Genomic DNA, 16162 nt, shown 5'->3' with positions numbered 1-16162 from the left:
TTGCATGCGAACATGCTGGGGCCTCGCGTCTCAGCGCTCCAATGCCGGCGTGCCGCCCGCGCCCAGATCCCAATACAGTCCTGTCATCAGGCTCAATGCCTGCCGCAGCAAGGCCGGCGGCAAGTGTTCGTTCGGCGCGTGCTGGGAACAGCCTGGATAGGAGTGCGGCACCCAGATCGTGCGCAGGCCCAGCACGTCGGTGAAGATGTCGTTGGGCAGAGAGCCGCCCAGGTTGGGCAGCACGGCGGTCTTGGCGCCGGAGGTGCGTTCCAGCGAATCCACCGCCCAGCGCACCCAGGCGTCGTCAGGGTCGATGCGGGTGGCGCGGAACATGTTCTCGCGCGTCAGCGTGATCTGGACCATGGGGAAGCCCTGGCGGTCCAGATGGCGGCGCAGGGCGGGGACCAGGTCGTCCGGATCTACGCCCACCACGAAGCGCAGCTGGCAGCGGGCCCAGGCGCGCGGCGGAATGGCGTTGACGGGCGTGTCGGGATTGCCGGTCTTGTAGGCCAGCACCTCGAACGAGCACCAGCCGAACACGCGCTCTGCCGGCGACAGCCCCGGCTCGCCCCACCAGGGTTCGATCTCGGGACCATCGGCGCCACCGTCCACCTGGCAATCGGCAAGGGCGCGCCGCACCGCGGCGGGCAGTTCGCGCGGCACCCATTCGGGGATGCGGATCTGGCCGGTGGGCGAAACCAATGTTGAGATGGCGTGGGCCAGCTGGATGCCGGGATTTGAGATCAGGCCGCCCCAGTTGCCCGAGTGGTGGCCGCCCGCGCGGGCGTCAATGCTGAGGTCGAAGTTCAGGCTGCCGCGCGCGCCCAGGAAGATGGTGGGGCGTTCCGCGCTCAGGCGCGGGCCGTCGGAGGCGATGAGCAGGTCCGCCGCCAGCAGCGCCCGGTGTTCCTCGCACAGGTCGCGCAGGCCCATGGAGCCGGTTTCCTCGCCCATCTCGATCAGGTACTTGGCGTTGAAGCCCAGCTTGCCGCGCGTCTCCAGCACCAGCCGCAGCGCTTCCATGTTGATGCTGTGCTGGCCTTTGTTGTCGGCGATGCCGCGGCCATACCAGCGGCCCTCGGATTCGGTCAGCGCCCAGGGCGACAGGCCTTCTTTCCATTCCTTTTCCAGGCCGCGGATGACGTCGCCATGGCCGTAGCCCAGCACGGTGGGCAGGGCCGGATCCTCGATGCGCTCGGCATACAGGAACGGCGCGAGCGCCTTCGGGTGCGTCAGCGTGCGGCAGGTGAAGCCCAGCGCTTCGAAGGCGGGCCGGATCTCGACTTCCAGGTAGGCCGCGAGTTCGGGCGCGCGCGCCGGGTTCTGGCTTTCGGTGGGCTGGGCCAGGCGGCGAGCCAAGAGCGCGCGGAAGGCGCCGGAATCAAAACACTGTTCCGCCTGGGCGATGGCTTGTGCGCGGGTCATGATGGCTGGACTCCGTTGGAGGTAGGGGGATAGAGGTGGCAGGCCACCACGGATTGCTCGCGCCGGACCAATGCCGGGCGTTCGGTCTTGCATTGCGCCATGGCCTGCTGACAGCGCGGGTGGAAGGGGCAACCCGAGGGCGGACGCAGCGGATCCGGGAATGACAGGCCCAGGCCCATGTCGGGTATGCCCAGTCCGGGTTCGGGCGTCAGCACCGAGGCCAGCAGCGCCTGTGTGTAGGGATGGCGCGGATCATGGAACAGTTGCGCCGTGGCCGCGGATTCCACCACCCGGCCCAGGTACATCACCGCCACGTGGGTGGCGATGTGCTCCACCACCGCCAGGTTGTGACTGATAAAGACATAGGTCAGGTTGAATTCGCGCCGCAGGTCCATCAGCAGGTTCATGATCTGCGCCTGCACCGACACGTCCAGCGCCGAGGTCGGCTCATCGCAGATGACGATCTCGGGATGCATCACCAGCGCTCGCGCAATCGCCACGCGCTGGCGCTGGCCGCCGGACAGCTGGCCCGGCGTGTTGTGGGCCAGCCGGGGCGGCAGGCCCACGCGCTCCAGCATCTCGATGGCCTTGTGCTGCTTCGGATTGGGAATGCCGTGCACTTCCAGCGGCAGCGAGACGATGGAGGCGATGGAGCGCCGCGGATTCAGCGACGAATATGGATCCTGGAAGATGGGCTGGACGCGGCGGGCGAGCGCACGCCGGCCCAGGTTGCGGATGTCCTGGCCGTCGAGCCGGATCGCCCCCTCGGTGGGCGGCGTCAGTCCCAGCAGCATGCGGGCAAGCGTGGATTTGCCGCAGCCCGATTCGCCCACGATGCCCAGCACCGCGCCGCGCTCCACGGCCAGGTCCACGCCGTTGACGGCGTGCAGCGTGCTGCGCGGCCGGAACATGCCGGATCGGATCGAGAACTGCCTGCTGACGGCCTCGGCTTGCAGCAATGGGCTCATGCCGGGACTCCTTCGGATTCGAGGATGCAGCGCCATTGCTGGCCGGATGCGGCGCCGTGTACGGGTACCTCATGGCGGCATTGCGGCTGGGCGTGCGGGCAGCGGTCGCGGAAGGCGCAGCCCTGCAGTTCGCCCACCAGCGCGGGCACGACGCCCGGGATGGTGCCCAGCGCCTCGCCGGGCGGCGTGCGCCCGGGCACGGGGATACAGCCCAGGAGCCCCTGAGTGTAGGGATGGCGCGGCGAAGCGAACAGTTCCGCCACGGGTCCTTCTTCCACGATCTGGCCCGCGTACATCACCGCGACCTGGCGCGCGATGCGCGCGACCACGCCCAGGTCGTGGGTGATCAGCACCATGGCGATGCCCAGCTCGGCCTGCAGGTCGGCGAGCAGACGCAGGATCTGCGCCTGGATGGTCACGTCCAGCGCGGTGCTGGGCTCGTCGGCGATCAGCAGCTCCGGGCCGCACATCAGCGCCATGGCGATCATCACGCGCTGACGCAGGCCGCCGGAAAGCTGGTGCGGATATTGGGATAGCCGCTGCCCGGCCGACGCGATGCCGACTTTCTCCAGCAGCTCCACCGCGCGGTCGCGGGCCTGCCGCGCGCCGGCCTTGCAATGGTGGATGTAGTGCTCGGTCAGCTGTTCGCCGATGGCGTAGGCGGGGTTCAGCGCCGTCATCGGCTCCTGGAAGATCATGGCCATCTTGCTGCCGCGCAGCGCGTTGATGCGCCCGCCGCGCGCGGCGGACAGGTCTTCGCCCAGCACCGCCAGCCGCCGCGTGCTGCGCCGGGCGGCCTTGGGCAAGAGACCCATGATGGCCAGGGAGGTCATGGACTTGCCGCAGCCTGATTCCCCCACCAGGCACAGCGTTTCGCCGCGCCGGACCTGGAAGGACACGTCGCGCACCGCGTGCAGCGGGCCGCGCGGCGTGGCGATGTCGACGGTGAGACCCTGCACGTCCAGCACGATGTCGGTGTCGCTCATGCTCAGGCCCTCTCTTCAGGCGTCAGGAGTTGATGCAGCCCGTCGCCGGCCAGGTTGATCGCGAAGATCAGCAGCGCCAGCGCCGACCCCGGTATGGCGATCAGCCAGAACGAGAAGAACATGTAGGCCTTGGCCTCCGAGATCATCAGGCCCCACGACGGCAGCGGCGGCTGCACGCCCAGGCCCAGGAAGGACAGGGAAGCTTCCAGCAGGATCGCGCTGGCGGCTTCCAGCGTGGCGATCACGATCAGTTGCGGCACCACATTGGGCAGCACTTCGCTCCAGACGATGCGCCAGGTGGACGCGCCCGCGGCCTGCGCCGCGGCCACGTATTCCAGCGAGCGCACCTGCTGGGTGGCGCTGCGCATCACCACCGCATAGCGATCCCACTTGAGCAGCCCCAGCACCAGGATCACGACCCACAGCGAGCCGCCGACGATGGCGACGGTGGCCAGCGCCACCAGGATCACGGGCATGGACAAGCGGGTGGTGATGAGAAACGACACCGCCATGTCGACCTTGCCGCCGAAGTAGCCGGCCGCCATGCCCATGGCCGTGCCGATCAGCCCCGAGATCAGCGCCACGCTGATGCCGATCAGAAGCGAGATGCGCGCGCCGTAGAACAGGCGCGACATGTAGTCGCGGCCCAGCTGGTCGGTGCCCAGCGGGTGCAGCCAGGTGCCCTTGGCGTACCAGACCGGCGGCGCCGTGCGGTAGGCCAGGTCCTGGTAGTAAGGGTCGTGCGGCGAGATCCAGGGCGCGAACAGCGCGATCAGCACGATGAGGAGCAGGATGCCGCCGCCGGCCAGCAACGCCTTGTTGCGGCGCAGCCGCCGCCAGCGCAGGGCGGACGCGGACAGTTCCAGTGGCGCCGGGGCGCCGGAAGCGGACGGGGTCAGGATAGGCGTGGTCATGTCAGGACACCCGGATGCGCGGGTCCAGCCACGCGTTGGCGATGTCGGCGGCCAGGGTCAGCAGCACGTAGAGCACCGACAGCAGCAGCACGATCAGCTGCATCACGGGATAGTCCTTGTAGGTGATGCTCTGGTAGGCCAGGTAGCCCAGGCCGTCCAGCGCGAAGATGGTTTCGATGACGACCGAGCCGCCCAGCAGGTAGCCCAGCTGCACCGCGGCCAGCGCCACCACCGGCACGATGGCGTTGCGCAGCGCGTGCTTGAAGACGATCTTGCGTGCCGGCAGGCCCTTGGCGCGCGCGGTGCGGATGTAGTCGGCGGCCAGGACTTCGATCATGCCGGCGCGGATCAGGCGCATGAAGGCGGGGGCCACGTAATAGCCCAGCGCGATCGCCGGCATCACGAAATGCTGCCAGCTGCCGCTGCCCGACACCGGCAGGATGCGCAGCGATATCGAGAACAGCATGATCAGGATCAGCGCGAAGAAGAAGTTGGGCAGCGCCTGCCCCAGCACGGCGATGGCCAGGCATATGCGGTCGATCAGGCTGCCCTTGTACAGCGCGGCCAGCACGCCCAGCGGAATCGAGATCAGAAGCGCGAAGGCCAGCGCGCCCAGGCCCAGCAGCAGGGTGGTCTTGAGCTTGGAGAGGATCAGCGGTCCCGCCTCGGTCTTGAAATACACCGAGGTGCCGAAATCGCCCTGCAGGATGTGCCAGAGCCAGTCCGCGTACTGCACGGCCAGCGGCCGGTCCAGGCCGTAGGTCTTGCGGATCATGTCGATGTCGGCCTGGCGCGCGCCTTCGCCGGCCAGCGCCAGCGCCGGGTCGCCAGACAGGTGCAGCAGCAGGAACGCCAGGATCGAGACCGTCAGCGCCACCAGCACCGCCAGGCCCAGGCGCCTGATCGTGAAATACAGCATAGGGCTTCCTCTTCGTTGGACTCACGCCGGCCCGGCGCGATGCCAGGCCGGCGCGGGGCCGCGCCTTACTTCCAGCTCATGTCCCAGAAGCGCACCAGTTCATCCGAATAGGGCTTGAAGTTCAGGTCCTTGGTGGTCACGTAGTAGGCGGGCAGGGTCCACAGCGGCACCGCATAGGCCTTCTGTGCAATCAGGTCCAGCGCCTGCTTGTAGGCGGCCTTGCGCGCGCCGCTCTCGATGGTGTGGTCGCCCTTGTTGAGCAGGTCGCGCACCTGCGGGTCACGGGTGATGTCGTCGTTGCCGAAGGCGAAGTACACAGGCGTGGACGCGGACACGTCGTTGACCAGATTGGACGCCCAGGTCTGGTGCGTGAGCGAGGCCTTGTTGGCGCGGATCATGTCGCGCATGGCGGCGTACTGCAGGAAGTTGAGCTTGGCGCGGATGCCCACCGCCTGCAGGTAGTTGATGATGGCTTCGGTCTGGTTGCGCTCGCGATACGCCACCAGGTCGATGTCGAAGCCGTTGGGGTAGCCCGCTTCCGCCAGCAGTTTCTTGGCCTGGGCGGGATCGTACTTGTAGACCGGCGCGCCTTCCTGGGTGCAGCCCGTCTGCGAAGGCGTGCAGATGGTGTTGATGAGACCGCCGCCTTCGCCCACGATGTTCTTCAACATGGCTTCGCGGTCGATGGCGTGGATGATGGCGCGCCGCACGCGTTCGTCCTTGAGCTGCGGCGCGGGCGTGCCTTCCTGGATGTTCATCTGCATGAAGACGATGCGCATGGTGTCGCCCGTGACCATCTGCAGCGAGGGCATGCCGCCCAGCTGCTCGGCCTGGTCCTTGGGCACGCTCATGATCAGGTCCTCGCCGCCCGAGATGACCTCGGCCATCTGCGTCTGGCGGTCGGGGATGAAGCGGATCACCACCTTGCCGATCTTCGGCTGTGCCTTGGGCGAATCCTTGAAGTAATCGGCGTTGCGCTCCAGCGTGATGGACTTGCCGGGCTGGTAGTCCACCACCTTGTAGGGACCGGAGCCCACCGGCTTGGCGTTCATGCCCTTGGGCCCGACTTCCTGGTAGTACTTGGCCGGATGTATGGCGGCGGTGGTGGACAGGTATTCCTTGGCGCCGGGGAAGGGCTCCTTGGTGGTCAGGCGCACCTTGTACTTGTCGATCTTCTCGACCTTGTCGATCCAGGCCACGTTCTGCTGCGTGACGGCCTTGTTCTTCGGGTCCGCCACGTAGTTCAGCGTGTACACCACCGAATCCGCGTCGAACTCTTCGCCGTTATGGAATTTGACGCCTTCACGCAGCTCGAATTCCATGGTCTTGTCGTCGACCTGCTTCCAGCTCTTGGCGAGCTGCCCCTTGTACTCGTTGGTGACCGGGTCGCGGTAGAGCAGGGTGTCCCAGACGTTGGCGGCGATGATGACGCCGATCCGCACGTTGTTGTAGTAGGGATCCACGCTTTCCGGCGCCTGGTCGTAGGCCATGCGCACGGTGTCGTCCTTCTTGCCGGCCAGCGCTGGCTGGGCCGCCAGCGTGGCGCAGGCCAACAGGGCGGCAGCCAGGGCCTTGAGGGGGAGGGGGCTGCGCCAGGTCGGCGCGGATGCTGCGGGGGTGATGCGGAAATCAGTCATGGTGAGGCTCCTGTGGAAGTCACTGCACGTACTGCTTATCTGCCATCTTGTCGCGGGCGGCGCGGCCCGATGTGCTGCCTGCGGCGGGTCAGCCGGAATCGGCCGCCGCCGCGGGCGGCTGGGTAAGGGTCTTCAACGCGGCCTCGCACTTGCGCTGCAAGTGCTGGCGCATGATGCCGGCCAGCCGGTCCGCGTCGCGCGCGTCCAGGGCCTCGGCCATCTCGATGTGCTCGCGCATCGCCAGATCCCATTTCTGGCGGTTCTCGTTCGAGACGAAGCGCAGGTTCTGGATGCGCGCGTTCTGGGCGTCATACAGCTGCTTGAGCAGGCTGTTGTGCGCGGCCAGGCTGATGCGTTCGTGGATTTCGCGATTGGTGCGGAAATAGGTGGGGAGGTCGTGGCGCGCGTGGCTGGCCATCATTTCGTAGGTCAGCGCGCGGATCTCGGCGATTTCCTGGTCCGTGGCCCGTTCGCAGGCCAGCCGGCAGGACATGGCCTCCAGCCCGCCGATGACCTCGAAGGCTTCGCGGATGTTCGCTTCCGACAGCGCCACTACCTGCGCCCCGCGGTTCGGTTCGATCTGCACCAGGCCTTCGGCGGCCAGCACGCGGAAGGCTTCGCGCAAGGGGGTGCGGGATACGCCGAGCAGGTCGCACAGGGTGCGCTCGTTCAGCCGCGAGCCGGGCGGGAATTCGCCCTGGATGATGCGTTCGCGCAGTTGCCCGGCCACCGTGGCCGGCAGCGTGCGGCCGTTGCCCATGCCGCGCGCCGCAGGCGGCGGCGCGGTTTCGGCGGCCAGGCTGGCGGCGCCGGAATCAGGCATCAGGCTGGAAACGCTGCTCATTGGTATACAAAAATTCCCCGTGTTTTGCGAAACTATAAACCTGTCTTTCCGTATCTCCAGATGGGTGTATACCCTAGGTTATTAACGCAAAAACAATGGGATAGAGTGACGCATGCCGCAAGTCCGCGCGCGGGGAAAGTCCTGCTTGTCTGCCCTGCGCCTTTCGTTGGTATACAAAAATATTCCACTTTGGGACTACGCATGCTTACCCTGAACAGTCATCCGTCCGGCCGGCATTTCCTGCAGATTCCGGGGCCCACCAACGTGCCCGATCGCGTGCTGCGCGCGATCGACCAGCCCACCATCGACCATCGCGGACCCGAGTTCGGCGCGTTGGGCCTGGCGGTGCTGGAAGGCGTCAAGCAGGTGTTCCAGACGCAGTCGCCGGTGGTGATCTTCCCGTCGTCCGGCACCGGCGCCTGGGAGGCCGCGCTGGTCAACACCCTGTCGCCCGGCGACCGCGTGCTGATGGTCGAGACCGGCCATTTCGCCAGCCTGTGGCGCAAGCTGGCGGGGCGGCTGGGCCTGGAGGTGGACTTCCTGGAAGGCGATTGGCGCCACCCGGTGGACGCGGCAGCCATCGCCGCCCGCCTCGCCGAAGACCAGGGGCGCAAGATCAAGGCCGTGTGCGTGGTGCACAACGAAACCTCCACCGGCGTGACCAGCGACATCCCGGCCGTGCGCGCCGCGATCGACGGCGCCGCGCATCCGGCGCTGCTGATGGTGGACACGATTTCGTCGCTGGGCTCCATCGACTACCGCCACGACGAATGGGGCGTGGACGTGACCGTGGCCGGTTCGCAGAAGGGCCTGATGCTGCCGCCCGGCCTGGCCTTCAACGCCGTCAGCGCACGCGCCCTGGCCGCGGCCGACGAGGCGCGGCTGCCGCGCTCGTACTGGGACTGGCGCGAGATGCTCGCCGCCAACGCTCGCGGCTACTTTCCGTACACGCCTTCGACCAACCTGCTTTACGGCCTGCACGAAGCCCTGGCCATGCTGCGCGAAGAAGGCTTGCCGCAAGTCTTCGCGCGCCACCAGCGCCATGCCCAGGCCACGCGCCTGGCTCTGGCCGGGTGGGGGCTGGAGCTGCTGAGCCTGGATCCGGCCGCGCACAGCCCGGCGCTCACTGCGGTGGTCATGCCCCAAGGCCATGGCGCCGACGCCTTCCGCAAGCTGGTGCTGGAACGTTTCGACATGTCGCTGGGGCAGGGCCTGGGCAAGCTTACCGACCGCGTGTTCCGCATCGGCCACTTGGGCCACTTCAACGACCTGACGCTGTGCGGCACGCTGGCCGGCGTGGAAATGGGCCTGGCCGCGGCAGCCGTGCCGTATAGGGCGGGCGGCGTGCAGGCGGCAATGGAATTCCTGGCCGGCTCGCGCGCAAGCGTAGCGGCCTGAGACACACACATAACGAGGGAAACGATGAACACACTCATGCAGCAGGCGATCCAGTTCGCCAACGACCACGAATCCGCCTGGGACCGCAGCGTCAAGGGCAACTTTGGCGTGCACCTGAACGATCCGCCGCCCTGGAACCGCCTGCTGGGCCCCATCCACGACCGCGGCCCGGTGTCGGGCGTGGTGACCGTGCGCGGCGAGACCGTCGCGTCCTGGGGCGAGCCCGAGCGCGCCGACCTGACCTTCAGCGTGGCCAAGCTGTACCTGGCAATCCTGGCCGGCGTGGCCCATGACCGCGGCCTGCTGCCGGACGTGGACGAGCCTGTGGGCAAGCGCGTGCCCGGCATCGGCTTCGACGAAGGGCAGAACGCCGACATCACCTGGCGTCATCTGCTGCAGCAGACCAGCGAATGGGAAGGCGAACGCTTTGGCGTATCCGACCAGGCCGATCGCTATCGCGCCGTTACCTTCGGCGTGCCGCCGGACGGCAAGAAGGGCGAAGCGCGGCCCTTGCAGCGTCCCGGCACGTACTGGGAATACAACGACGTGCGCATCAACCAGTTGTCGTACGCGCTGCTGCACCTGTTCCGCAAACCCTTGCCCGAGGTCTTCCGCGAGGCGGTTACGCGGCCCATCGGCGCCAGCGAAGACTGGCAGTGGGTCGGCTACGACAACGCCTGGGTCGAGATCGACGGCCAGCGCATGCCGTCGGTGCCGGGCGGTTCGCACTGGGGCGGCGGCATGTCCATCAGCGCTCGCGACCAGGCGCTGATCGGTCAGATGCTGCTGAACGACGGCATGGCCAACGGCCGTCGCATCCTGTCCAGCGAGTGGATCAGGGACATGCGCACGCCATGTGCGATTGCGCCGTATTACGGCTATCTGATCTGGCTGAATCATGAAGGCCGCGTGTTTCCCAGCGTGCCGGCTTCCAGCTTCTTTGGCGTGGGGGCGGGTAGCTCGTTTACGTGGGTGGAACCGGAGCGGCAGATGGTGGTGATTGTGCGCTGGCTGAACTCGGCCCACGCCGACGCGCTGTTCGGCAAGATCCTGGAGGCGGTGGACGCTGGGGTCTAGATCGTTTTTGGCTAGGTATTTGATGTGGCGGCTGTAGGCGGCTTCGAGTATGCGGATGTCGGGGTTCTGAACCGCCGAGGCTGCCCTGCGCCATTCCGATGCTCGCCCCGGTGGGGCTGCGCTTCGGATGGCTCCGGGCCGCCTCGGCTGACAGCAGCTGAATGCACTGGTCTTAGGTCCGTTCATGGGTAGATGCCGTGAGCCGGTGTCCGGGCGGAGGGATCCGAAGCGCAGCCCCACCGGGGCGAGCATCGGAATCCCGCAGTCCGGACGCCGGCGACTCAAGAACCCTGTCTCACAAAACCGAAGCGGCAGGGCTTCGAGCTTGCGGGCGTCAGGGTTCTTTAGCCGCCGAGGCGGCCCTGCGCCATTCCGATGCTCGCCCCAATGGGGCTGCGCTTCGGATGGCTCCGGGCTGCCTCGGCTGACAGCAGCCTTATGCATTGGTTTCAGGCCGATTCATGGGCAGATGCTTTGAGCCGGTGGCCGGGCGGAGGGATCCGAAGCGCAGCCCCACCGGGGCGAGCATCGGAATTCCGCAGTCCGGACGCCGGCGACTCAAGAACCCCAGCCTCACAACACCAAACGTCAACAATCCATCCCAGAATGCCCAAGATGCGAATTTGACTCGCGCGGGCCTGCCGTTGCATGCTCCCGCCTAATCCATTTCCGTGAACGAGAGGAAGCCAACCATGAACTACCGCCGCCTCGGCCGCAGCAATCTCCGCGTCTCTCCGCTCTGCCTGGGCACCATGATGTTCGGCGAGCAGACCCCCGACGACGAAGCCGCCCGCATCGTCGCGTCCGCGCGTGACCATGGGTTGAACTTCATCGACACCGCCGACGTCTATAACGGCGGCCGCTCCGAAGAAGTGGTCGGCAAGCTCCTGAAAGGCCAGCGCCACGATTGGGTGCTTGCCAGCAAGATCGGCAATGCCGTCGGTGAAGGCCCCAACCAGGCCCACTATTCGCGCCAGTGGCTCATGCGCGGCGTGGAGGAAAGCCTCACGCGCCTGGGCACCGACTTCATGGACATCCTCTACCTGCACCGCGACTACCATGAGGAAAACCTCGAAGAAGCCCTGTGGGCGCTGGGCGACCTGATCCGCGCCGGCAAGCTGCGCAGCTTCGGCCTGTCCAACTTCCGTGGCTGGCGCATCGCCGAGGTCATGCGCCTGTGCGAAAAAATGGGCGTGCCGCAACCCGTCGTGTGCCAGCCTTACTACAACATGCTCAACCGCGGCCCCGAAGTCGAGATCCTGCCGGCGTGCAAGCACTATGGACTGGGCGTCGTGCCCTACAGCCCGATCGCGCGCGGCGTGCTCACCGGCAAGTACCTGCCGGGCCAGGCGCCCGCGGCCGACACCCGGGCCGGACGCGGCGACCGCCGTATCCTGGCGACCGAATTCCGCGAAGAGTCCCTGGAAATCGCGCAGAAGCTGGTGGCGCACGCCGCCGCCCGCGGCACGCAGGCGGGGCATTTCGCCACCGCCTGGGTGCTGGGCAATCCCGTCATCACCGCCGTCATCGCCGGCCCGCGCACCCTTGCGCAGATGGAGGACTACTACGCGGCGCTGGACGTGAAGATCACGGCCGAGGACGAGGCCGTCGTCAACGACTGGGTCACGCCTGGGCACGCGTCGAGCCACGGCTACAACGATCCCAACTATCCGTTCTACGGCCGCCCGGTAGCAGCGGCCTGAGGCACAACTCAGGTAGGGACGCGCCGGCCCATATGGCCGGCGCTTTCACATTCAGGCCTTGCCCAATCCCCCGCGCGGCATGGCATTTGCCGCCGCCTCCAGTTCCGCCGGCTGCGCGCCGCGCCCGATCAGCATCGCGCACACCGCCGACACGACCCCAGCGAACAGCACGTACAGGCAGATCAGCCAGGGCTGGCCGCCGCCCGTCTTCAATAGCGCCGTCGCAATGATGGGCGTGATGCCCGAGGCGAAGATGCCCGAGAACTGGTAGACGAAGGAAATTCCCGTGTAGCGCACCTTGGCATCGAACAGCTCGCAGAACAGCGCTGCTTCCGGTCCGTACACGGCGGCGTACAGGATGCCGAACGGAATGATGATGGCCAACCAGATCAGCATCACGCTGCCCTGGCTATTGAGCATCAGCCAGAAGCCGGGGAAGGATGCCGCGGCGGTGATCAGCGATCCCCAGAAGTAGACTCGCGTGCGGCCGATTTTGTCGGACAGCCGGCCGAAGAAGGGGATGAAAAAGCACATCACCAGGGCTGCGGCCATCACGCCGATCAGCGCTTCGGTCCGGCTGATCTGCACCGTCTGCGTCAGGTACGAGATCGAGAACACGCCGAATACATTGAAGAACACGCCGTCGATGTAGCGCGCGCCCATGCCCTTGAAGACATTGCCCGGATAGCGCTTGAGCATGTCGAAGAACGGAATGCGGCTCTCGGCGTTGTTGGCCTTGACCGCCGCGAACTCGGGCGTCTCCTTGATGTTCAGGCGGATGTACATGCCCACCAGCACCATGGCGGCGGACGCCAGGAAGGCGATGCGCCAGCCCCAGGCCATGAATTGCGCGTCCGTCAGCAGGGTGGACAGCAGCGCCACCGTGCCCGAGGCCAGGCACAGGCCGATGGCCAGGCCGATCTGCGGCAGCGAGGCATAAAAGCCTTTTTTGCCCGGCGGCGCGTATTCGTAGGCCATAAGCACCGCGCCGCCCCATTCGCCGCCCAGGCCTATGCCCTGGAACACCCGCAGCAAAAGCAACAGGATCGGCGCCCAGATGCCGATGCTGTCGTAGGTGGGCACCAGGCCGATCAGGAAGGTGGCGATCCCCATGATCATCAGCGTCATCACCAGCATGCTCTTTCTGCCGATGCGGTCGCCGAAGTGGCCGAAGATCAGCCCGCCCAGCGGTCGCGTGACGAAGCCGACGGCAAAGGTGGTGTAGGCCAGCATGGTCGAGACCAGCGGGTCGCCGGTAGGGAAGTACAGCTTGTTGAACACGATGCCCGCGACGACGCCGTACAGGAAAAAGTCGTACCACTCGATGGTGGCGCCGATCAGCGACGCGGCGACGACTTTGCGCACCGCGGCTTCGTTTTGCTTGGCCATGTCTAGTCTCCTTTGGTGGGGCGGTGGGGCAATCTGCGTTGTCCTGCGCCTTGGGGTTCTGCTATCCGGGGTCCGTCATCTCCGATTCAGGCGGCGACGCGCAGCGCCTGCGGCTGCGCTTGCCTGAGGTCCTGCAACATGAATTCGGCCGCGCGTTCGGCCAGCATCACCACGGGGACGTTGGTGTTGCCCGACACCAGCGTCGGCATGATCGAGCAGTCCACCACGCGCAGCCCCGCCACGCCGTGTACGCGCAGGCGTTCGTCCACCACGGCCATCGGGTCGCTGGACGGCCCCATCCTGGCGGTGCCGGACGGGTGGAAGATCGTGGCGCCGTATTCACGGCAGAAGTGCAGAATCTCGTCGTCCGTGCGCACGTCCGGCCCGGGGCGGAACTCGCGCTTCATCAGGCCTGCCAGCGGTTCGGTGGCGGCGAGCCTGCGCGCATACTTCACCGCCGCCACGGCCATGTGGCGGTCCAGTTCGGTGGACAGGTAGTTCGGCTGCATGGACGGCGCCTCGAAGGGATCCGCGCTGCGCAGCTGGACCCGGCCGCGCGACGTGGGCCGCAGCTGGCACACCGAATAGGTGCAGCCCGAGAACGGATGCACCTTGCCGCCCGCCATGTCCGCCGACAACGTGGCGAAATGGAACTGCGTGTCGGGCGTGCGGCTGGCCGGGTCTACCCGGCAGAACACGCCGCCCTGGTTGATGCCGACCGCCAGCGGCCCGCCGCGGAACAGCAGCCATTCCAGGCCCATGCGGGCGCGGCCCGTCAGGCTGCGCAACTGGTCGTTGGTGGTGATGGGGCGGGTGGTCTCGTAGATCAGGCGGATCTGCAGATGGTCCTGCAGGTTTTCGCCCACGCCCGGCAGGTCGCGCACCACGCCGATGCCGAACCGGCGCAGCAGGGCTGCGGGTCCGACGCCGGACAGCTGCAGCAGCTGCGGCGATTGCAGGGCGCCGGCGCACAGCACCACTTCGCGGCGGGCGCGAACGGTATGCACCTGGCCGTCGCGCCGGTAGCGCACGCCGCAGGCGCGCGTGCCTTCGAACAGTACGGCCATGGCGTGTGCGTCGGTTTCCACGCGCAGATTGCTGCGGTCCTGCGCGGGACGCAGGTAGGCCACGGCGGTTGAGCAACGGCGGCCGTTGCGTGTGGTGAGCTGGTAGTAGCCCACGCCTTCCTGGTCGCCGGTATTGAAGTCCTGCACATGCGGCAGGCCCAGCTTTTGCGCGGCGCCTATCAACGCTTCCACCAGCGGATGCGCCGTCTTGATCGAGGTGGCGTTGAGCATGCCCTCGGTGCCGCGCGTGGGGCCGGGGCCGAGGTCATTGTTCTCGAGCTTGCGGAAGTAGGGCAGGCATTCGTCCCAGCTCCAGCCGGGATTGCCGGCGGCGGCCCAGGCGTCGTAGTCCTGCCGCTGGCCGCGGATGTAGATCAGGCCGTTGATGGAGCTGGAGCCGCCCAGCGTGCGCCCGCGCGGCCAATAGATGCGCCGGTCCAGCATGCCGGGATCGGGGTCGGTGTAGTAGCCCCAGTTCAAGACCTTGTGGAACATCGTCTTGCCGTAGCCGATGGGGATGTGTATCCACGGGTTGCTGTCCTTGGGGCCGGCTTCCAGCAGGCAGACGCTGTGCGCGCCGCTGGCGCTCAGCCGGTTGGCCATCACGCATCCGGCCGAGCCGGCGCCAACCACGATGTAATCCACGGTATCGGACATGTCCGCAAGCTCTCCCTGCAGCAGGGCGCGGCGCCAAGCCTACGGCGCGTTAACCCTGCTTGTCGTTGTGGGGCGCACTTATATACTGGATCGATGCCGGCGCCTGAGCGCTGCGGCATTTGAGGCGATTCTAGGAAGCGCGCGCGCAGAGCAAAGCACAACAGGCGCAGGGGCGGAAAAGTGGAACAGAATATGCAGATTCAGTTTCAAAATCGCGGTGCAGCATCGGCGCAGCAGGCCGACGACGCCGCCACCCATCAAGAGGCCGCGCGTTCGCTGCGGGCGCTGGTGGTGCTGGATCACCTGGCGCGCGCCCAGCATCCACCCACGCTGGCGCAACTGGCGCAACGGCTGGACATGCCCAAGACCACCTTGATGCGCCTGCTGGCGGCCATGCAGCGCGCCGGCTTCGTGGCCGCCACGCCCACCGAGAACGGCTTCGTGCCGGGACCGCAGGCAGCGACCCTGGCCCTGGCAACTCTGCGCGCCTCGGCCTTCACGCGCGCCTGCCGCGCCGTGCTCGCCCAACTGGTCGGCACCCTGGGCGAAACCTGCAACCTGACCGCACCCGACGGCGATCGCGTGATCTACATGGAACGAGTGGAAACGGAGGAACCGCTGCGCCTGTTCTTCGCGGTGGGCAGCCACGTGCCCATGCACTGCACCGCCAGCGGCAAGTTGTTCCTGGCGTCCATGAATCGGCTGGAGCGCGGGCGGGTGCTGGCGCGCCTGCCGCTCACGCGCAACACGCCGCGCACGCTGACAGACCCGGCCAGGCTGGAAGAAGAACTCGAACGGCTGGCTGCGCGCGGCATTGGCATCGACAACGAGGAATTCGTGCGCGGCATGAGCGCCGTGGCAGTGCCGGTGCGCGACGCGGACGACCGCGTGGTGGCGGCCGTGGCCTGCCATGCGCCGACGGCGCGCGTCATGCTGGACGAGCTGCTGCGCGCGGTGCCGGTGCTGGAGCGCGCCGCGCGGGCCATGCACGACGTGCTGGCGCAGCACCGAACTGGCGCGACGTAGCGGCCCGGCCTGCGGGTTTTCAATCGGGCGTGAACAGGTCTGGCGGCAGGCGCGCCACGGCCTCGTAGGTCAGGCGGATGTGGGCGGCCAGCAGTTCACAGGCGCGGTCCGCATCGCGCGCCAGCGTGGCGTCCAGGATGCCTTTGTGTTCG

At 67.2% G+C, this 16162-nt stretch carries 13 protein-coding genes; 4 read left to right on the top strand and 9 right to left on the bottom strand.

What is annotated here, in order from left to right; genetic code table 11:
- Positions 1 to 30: 30 nt before the first annotated feature.
- The 7 genes from HV766_RS13080 to HV766_RS13050 all read right to left on the bottom strand — a co-directional run bounded on the left by HV766_RS13080 (position 31) and on the right by HV766_RS13050 (position 7609).
- A complete protein-coding gene (locus HV766_RS13080) occupies positions 31 to 1425 on the bottom strand; it encodes a M20 family metallopeptidase (RefSeq protein ID WP_175181263.1) in 1395 nt (464 codons plus the stop codon).
- A complete protein-coding gene (locus tag HV766_RS13075; RefSeq protein ID WP_119449426.1) occupies positions 1422 to 2393 on the bottom strand; it encodes an ABC transporter ATP-binding protein in 972 nt (323 codons plus the stop codon). The genes HV766_RS13080 and HV766_RS13075 overlap by 4 nt, the downstream gene beginning before the upstream one ends.
- A complete protein-coding gene (locus HV766_RS13070; RefSeq protein WP_054456460.1) occupies positions 2390 to 3379 on the bottom strand; it encodes an ABC transporter ATP-binding protein in 990 nt (329 codons plus the stop codon). Before HV766_RS13070 ends, HV766_RS13075 begins: the two co-directional genes overlap by 4 nt.
- 2 nt (positions 3380 to 3381) lie before the next feature.
- The gene (locus HV766_RS13065) at positions 3382 to 4293 is read right to left on the bottom strand and encodes an ABC transporter permease (RefSeq protein ID WP_175181262.1); all 912 of its coding nucleotides are present in this window, start codon (positions 4291 to 4293) and stop codon (positions 3382 to 3384) included.
- Between the two features lies 1 nt (position 4294).
- Complete coding sequence (locus HV766_RS13060) at positions 4295 to 5212, bottom strand: ABC transporter permease (protein ID WP_054456461.1); 918 nt, start codon at positions 5210 to 5212, stop codon at positions 4295 to 4297.
- A 65-nt stretch (positions 5213 to 5277) separates the two neighbouring features.
- Complete coding sequence (locus HV766_RS13055) at positions 5278 to 6849, bottom strand: ABC transporter substrate-binding protein (protein WP_119449429.1); 1572 nt, start codon at positions 6847 to 6849, stop codon at positions 5278 to 5280.
- Positions 6850 to 6937: 88 nt separating this feature from the next.
- Positions 6938 to 7609, bottom strand: a complete 672-nt coding sequence (locus HV766_RS13050; protein WP_225588818.1) for a GntR family transcriptional regulator — start codon at positions 7607 to 7609, stop codon at positions 6938 to 6940.
- 285 nt (positions 7610 to 7894) lie between these two features.
- Here HV766_RS13050 and HV766_RS13045 point away from each other — a divergent pair, with 285 nt between their 5' ends.
- From HV766_RS13045 to HV766_RS13035, 3 genes are all read left to right on the top strand, one after another.
- Positions 7895 to 9091, top strand: a complete 1197-nt coding sequence (locus HV766_RS13045; protein WP_175181260.1) for a pyridoxal-phosphate-dependent aminotransferase family protein — start codon at positions 7895 to 7897, stop codon at positions 9089 to 9091.
- A gap of 24 nt (positions 9092 to 9115) precedes the next feature.
- Positions 9116 to 10168 carry a serine hydrolase domain-containing protein gene (locus tag HV766_RS13040; RefSeq protein ID WP_175181259.1) on the top strand — a complete coding sequence of 351 codons (1053 nt, stop codon included), beginning with the start codon at positions 9116 to 9118 and terminating at the stop codon, positions 10166 to 10168.
- Between the two features lie 692 nt (positions 10169 to 10860).
- Positions 10861 to 11871 carry an aldo/keto reductase gene (locus HV766_RS13035; RefSeq protein ID WP_175181258.1) on the top strand — a complete coding sequence of 337 codons (1011 nt, stop codon included), beginning with the start codon at positions 10861 to 10863 and terminating at the stop codon, positions 11869 to 11871.
- Between the two features lie 51 nt (positions 11872 to 11922).
- On the opposite strand, the gene HV766_RS13030 is transcribed toward HV766_RS13035, so the two are convergent.
- Complete coding sequence (locus HV766_RS13030) at positions 11923 to 13260, bottom strand: MFS transporter (protein WP_054456466.1); 1338 nt, start codon at positions 13258 to 13260, stop codon at positions 11923 to 11925.
- A gap of 86 nt (positions 13261 to 13346) precedes the next feature.
- Positions 13347 to 14984, bottom strand: a complete 1638-nt coding sequence (locus HV766_RS13025) for a GMC family oxidoreductase (RefSeq protein WP_175181257.1) — start codon at positions 14982 to 14984, stop codon at positions 13347 to 13349.
- Between the two features lie 180 nt (positions 14985 to 15164).
- Here HV766_RS13025 and HV766_RS13020 point away from each other — a divergent pair, with 180 nt between their 5' ends.
- Positions 15165 to 16010, top strand: coding sequence for an IclR family transcriptional regulator (locus HV766_RS13020; RefSeq protein WP_054456468.1), 846 nt, complete (start codon positions 15165 to 15167; stop codon positions 16008 to 16010).
- Positions 16011 to 16162 lie beyond the last annotated feature (152 nt).

The organism is Achromobacter aegrifaciens, from assembly GCF_902859735.1.
Lineage (GTDB): Bacteria > Pseudomonadota > Gammaproteobacteria > Burkholderiales > Burkholderiaceae_B > Achromobacter > Achromobacter aegrifaciens.
This window is presented reverse-complemented; position numbering and strand designations above follow the sequence as displayed.

Bases quoted from the DNA above. Each gene is read 5' to 3' on its own strand.
- HV766_RS13080 (WP_175181263.1), bottom strand. From the start codon at position 1,425: ATGACCCGCGCACAAGCCATCGCCCAGGCGGAACAGTGTTTTGATTCC.
- HV766_RS13075 (WP_119449426.1), bottom strand. From the start codon at position 2,393: ATGAGCCCATTGCTGCAAGCCGAGGCCGTCAGCAGGCAGTTCTCGATC.
- HV766_RS13070 (WP_054456460.1), bottom strand. From the start codon at position 3,379: ATGAGCGACACCGACATCGTGCTGGACGTGCAGGGTCTCACCGTCGAC.
- HV766_RS13065 (WP_175181262.1), bottom strand. From the start codon at position 4,293: ATGACCACGCCTATCCTGACCCCGTCCGCTTCCGGCGCCCCGGCGCCA.
- HV766_RS13060 (WP_054456461.1), bottom strand. From the start codon at position 5,212: ATGCTGTATTTCACGATCAGGCGCCTGGGCCTGGCGGTGCTGGTGGCG.
- HV766_RS13055 (WP_119449429.1), bottom strand. From the start codon at position 6,849: ATGACTGATTTCCGCATCACCCCCGCAGCATCCGCGCCGACCTGGCGC.
- HV766_RS13050 (WP_225588818.1), bottom strand. From the start codon at position 7,609: ATGGGCAACGGCCGCACGCTGCCGGCCACGGTGGCCGGGCAACTGCGC.
- HV766_RS13045 (WP_175181260.1), top strand. From the start codon at position 7,895: ATGCTTACCCTGAACAGTCATCCGTCCGGCCGGCATTTCCTGCAGATT.
- HV766_RS13040 (WP_175181259.1), top strand. From the start codon at position 9,116: ATGAACACACTCATGCAGCAGGCGATCCAGTTCGCCAACGACCACGAA.
- HV766_RS13035 (WP_175181258.1), top strand. From the start codon at position 10,861: ATGAACTACCGCCGCCTCGGCCGCAGCAATCTCCGCGTCTCTCCGCTC.
- HV766_RS13030 (WP_054456466.1), bottom strand. From the start codon at position 13,260: ATGGCCAAGCAAAACGAAGCCGCGGTGCGCAAAGTCGTCGCCGCGTCG.
- HV766_RS13025 (WP_175181257.1), bottom strand. From the start codon at position 14,984: ATGTCCGATACCGTGGATTACATCGTGGTTGGCGCCGGCTCGGCCGGA.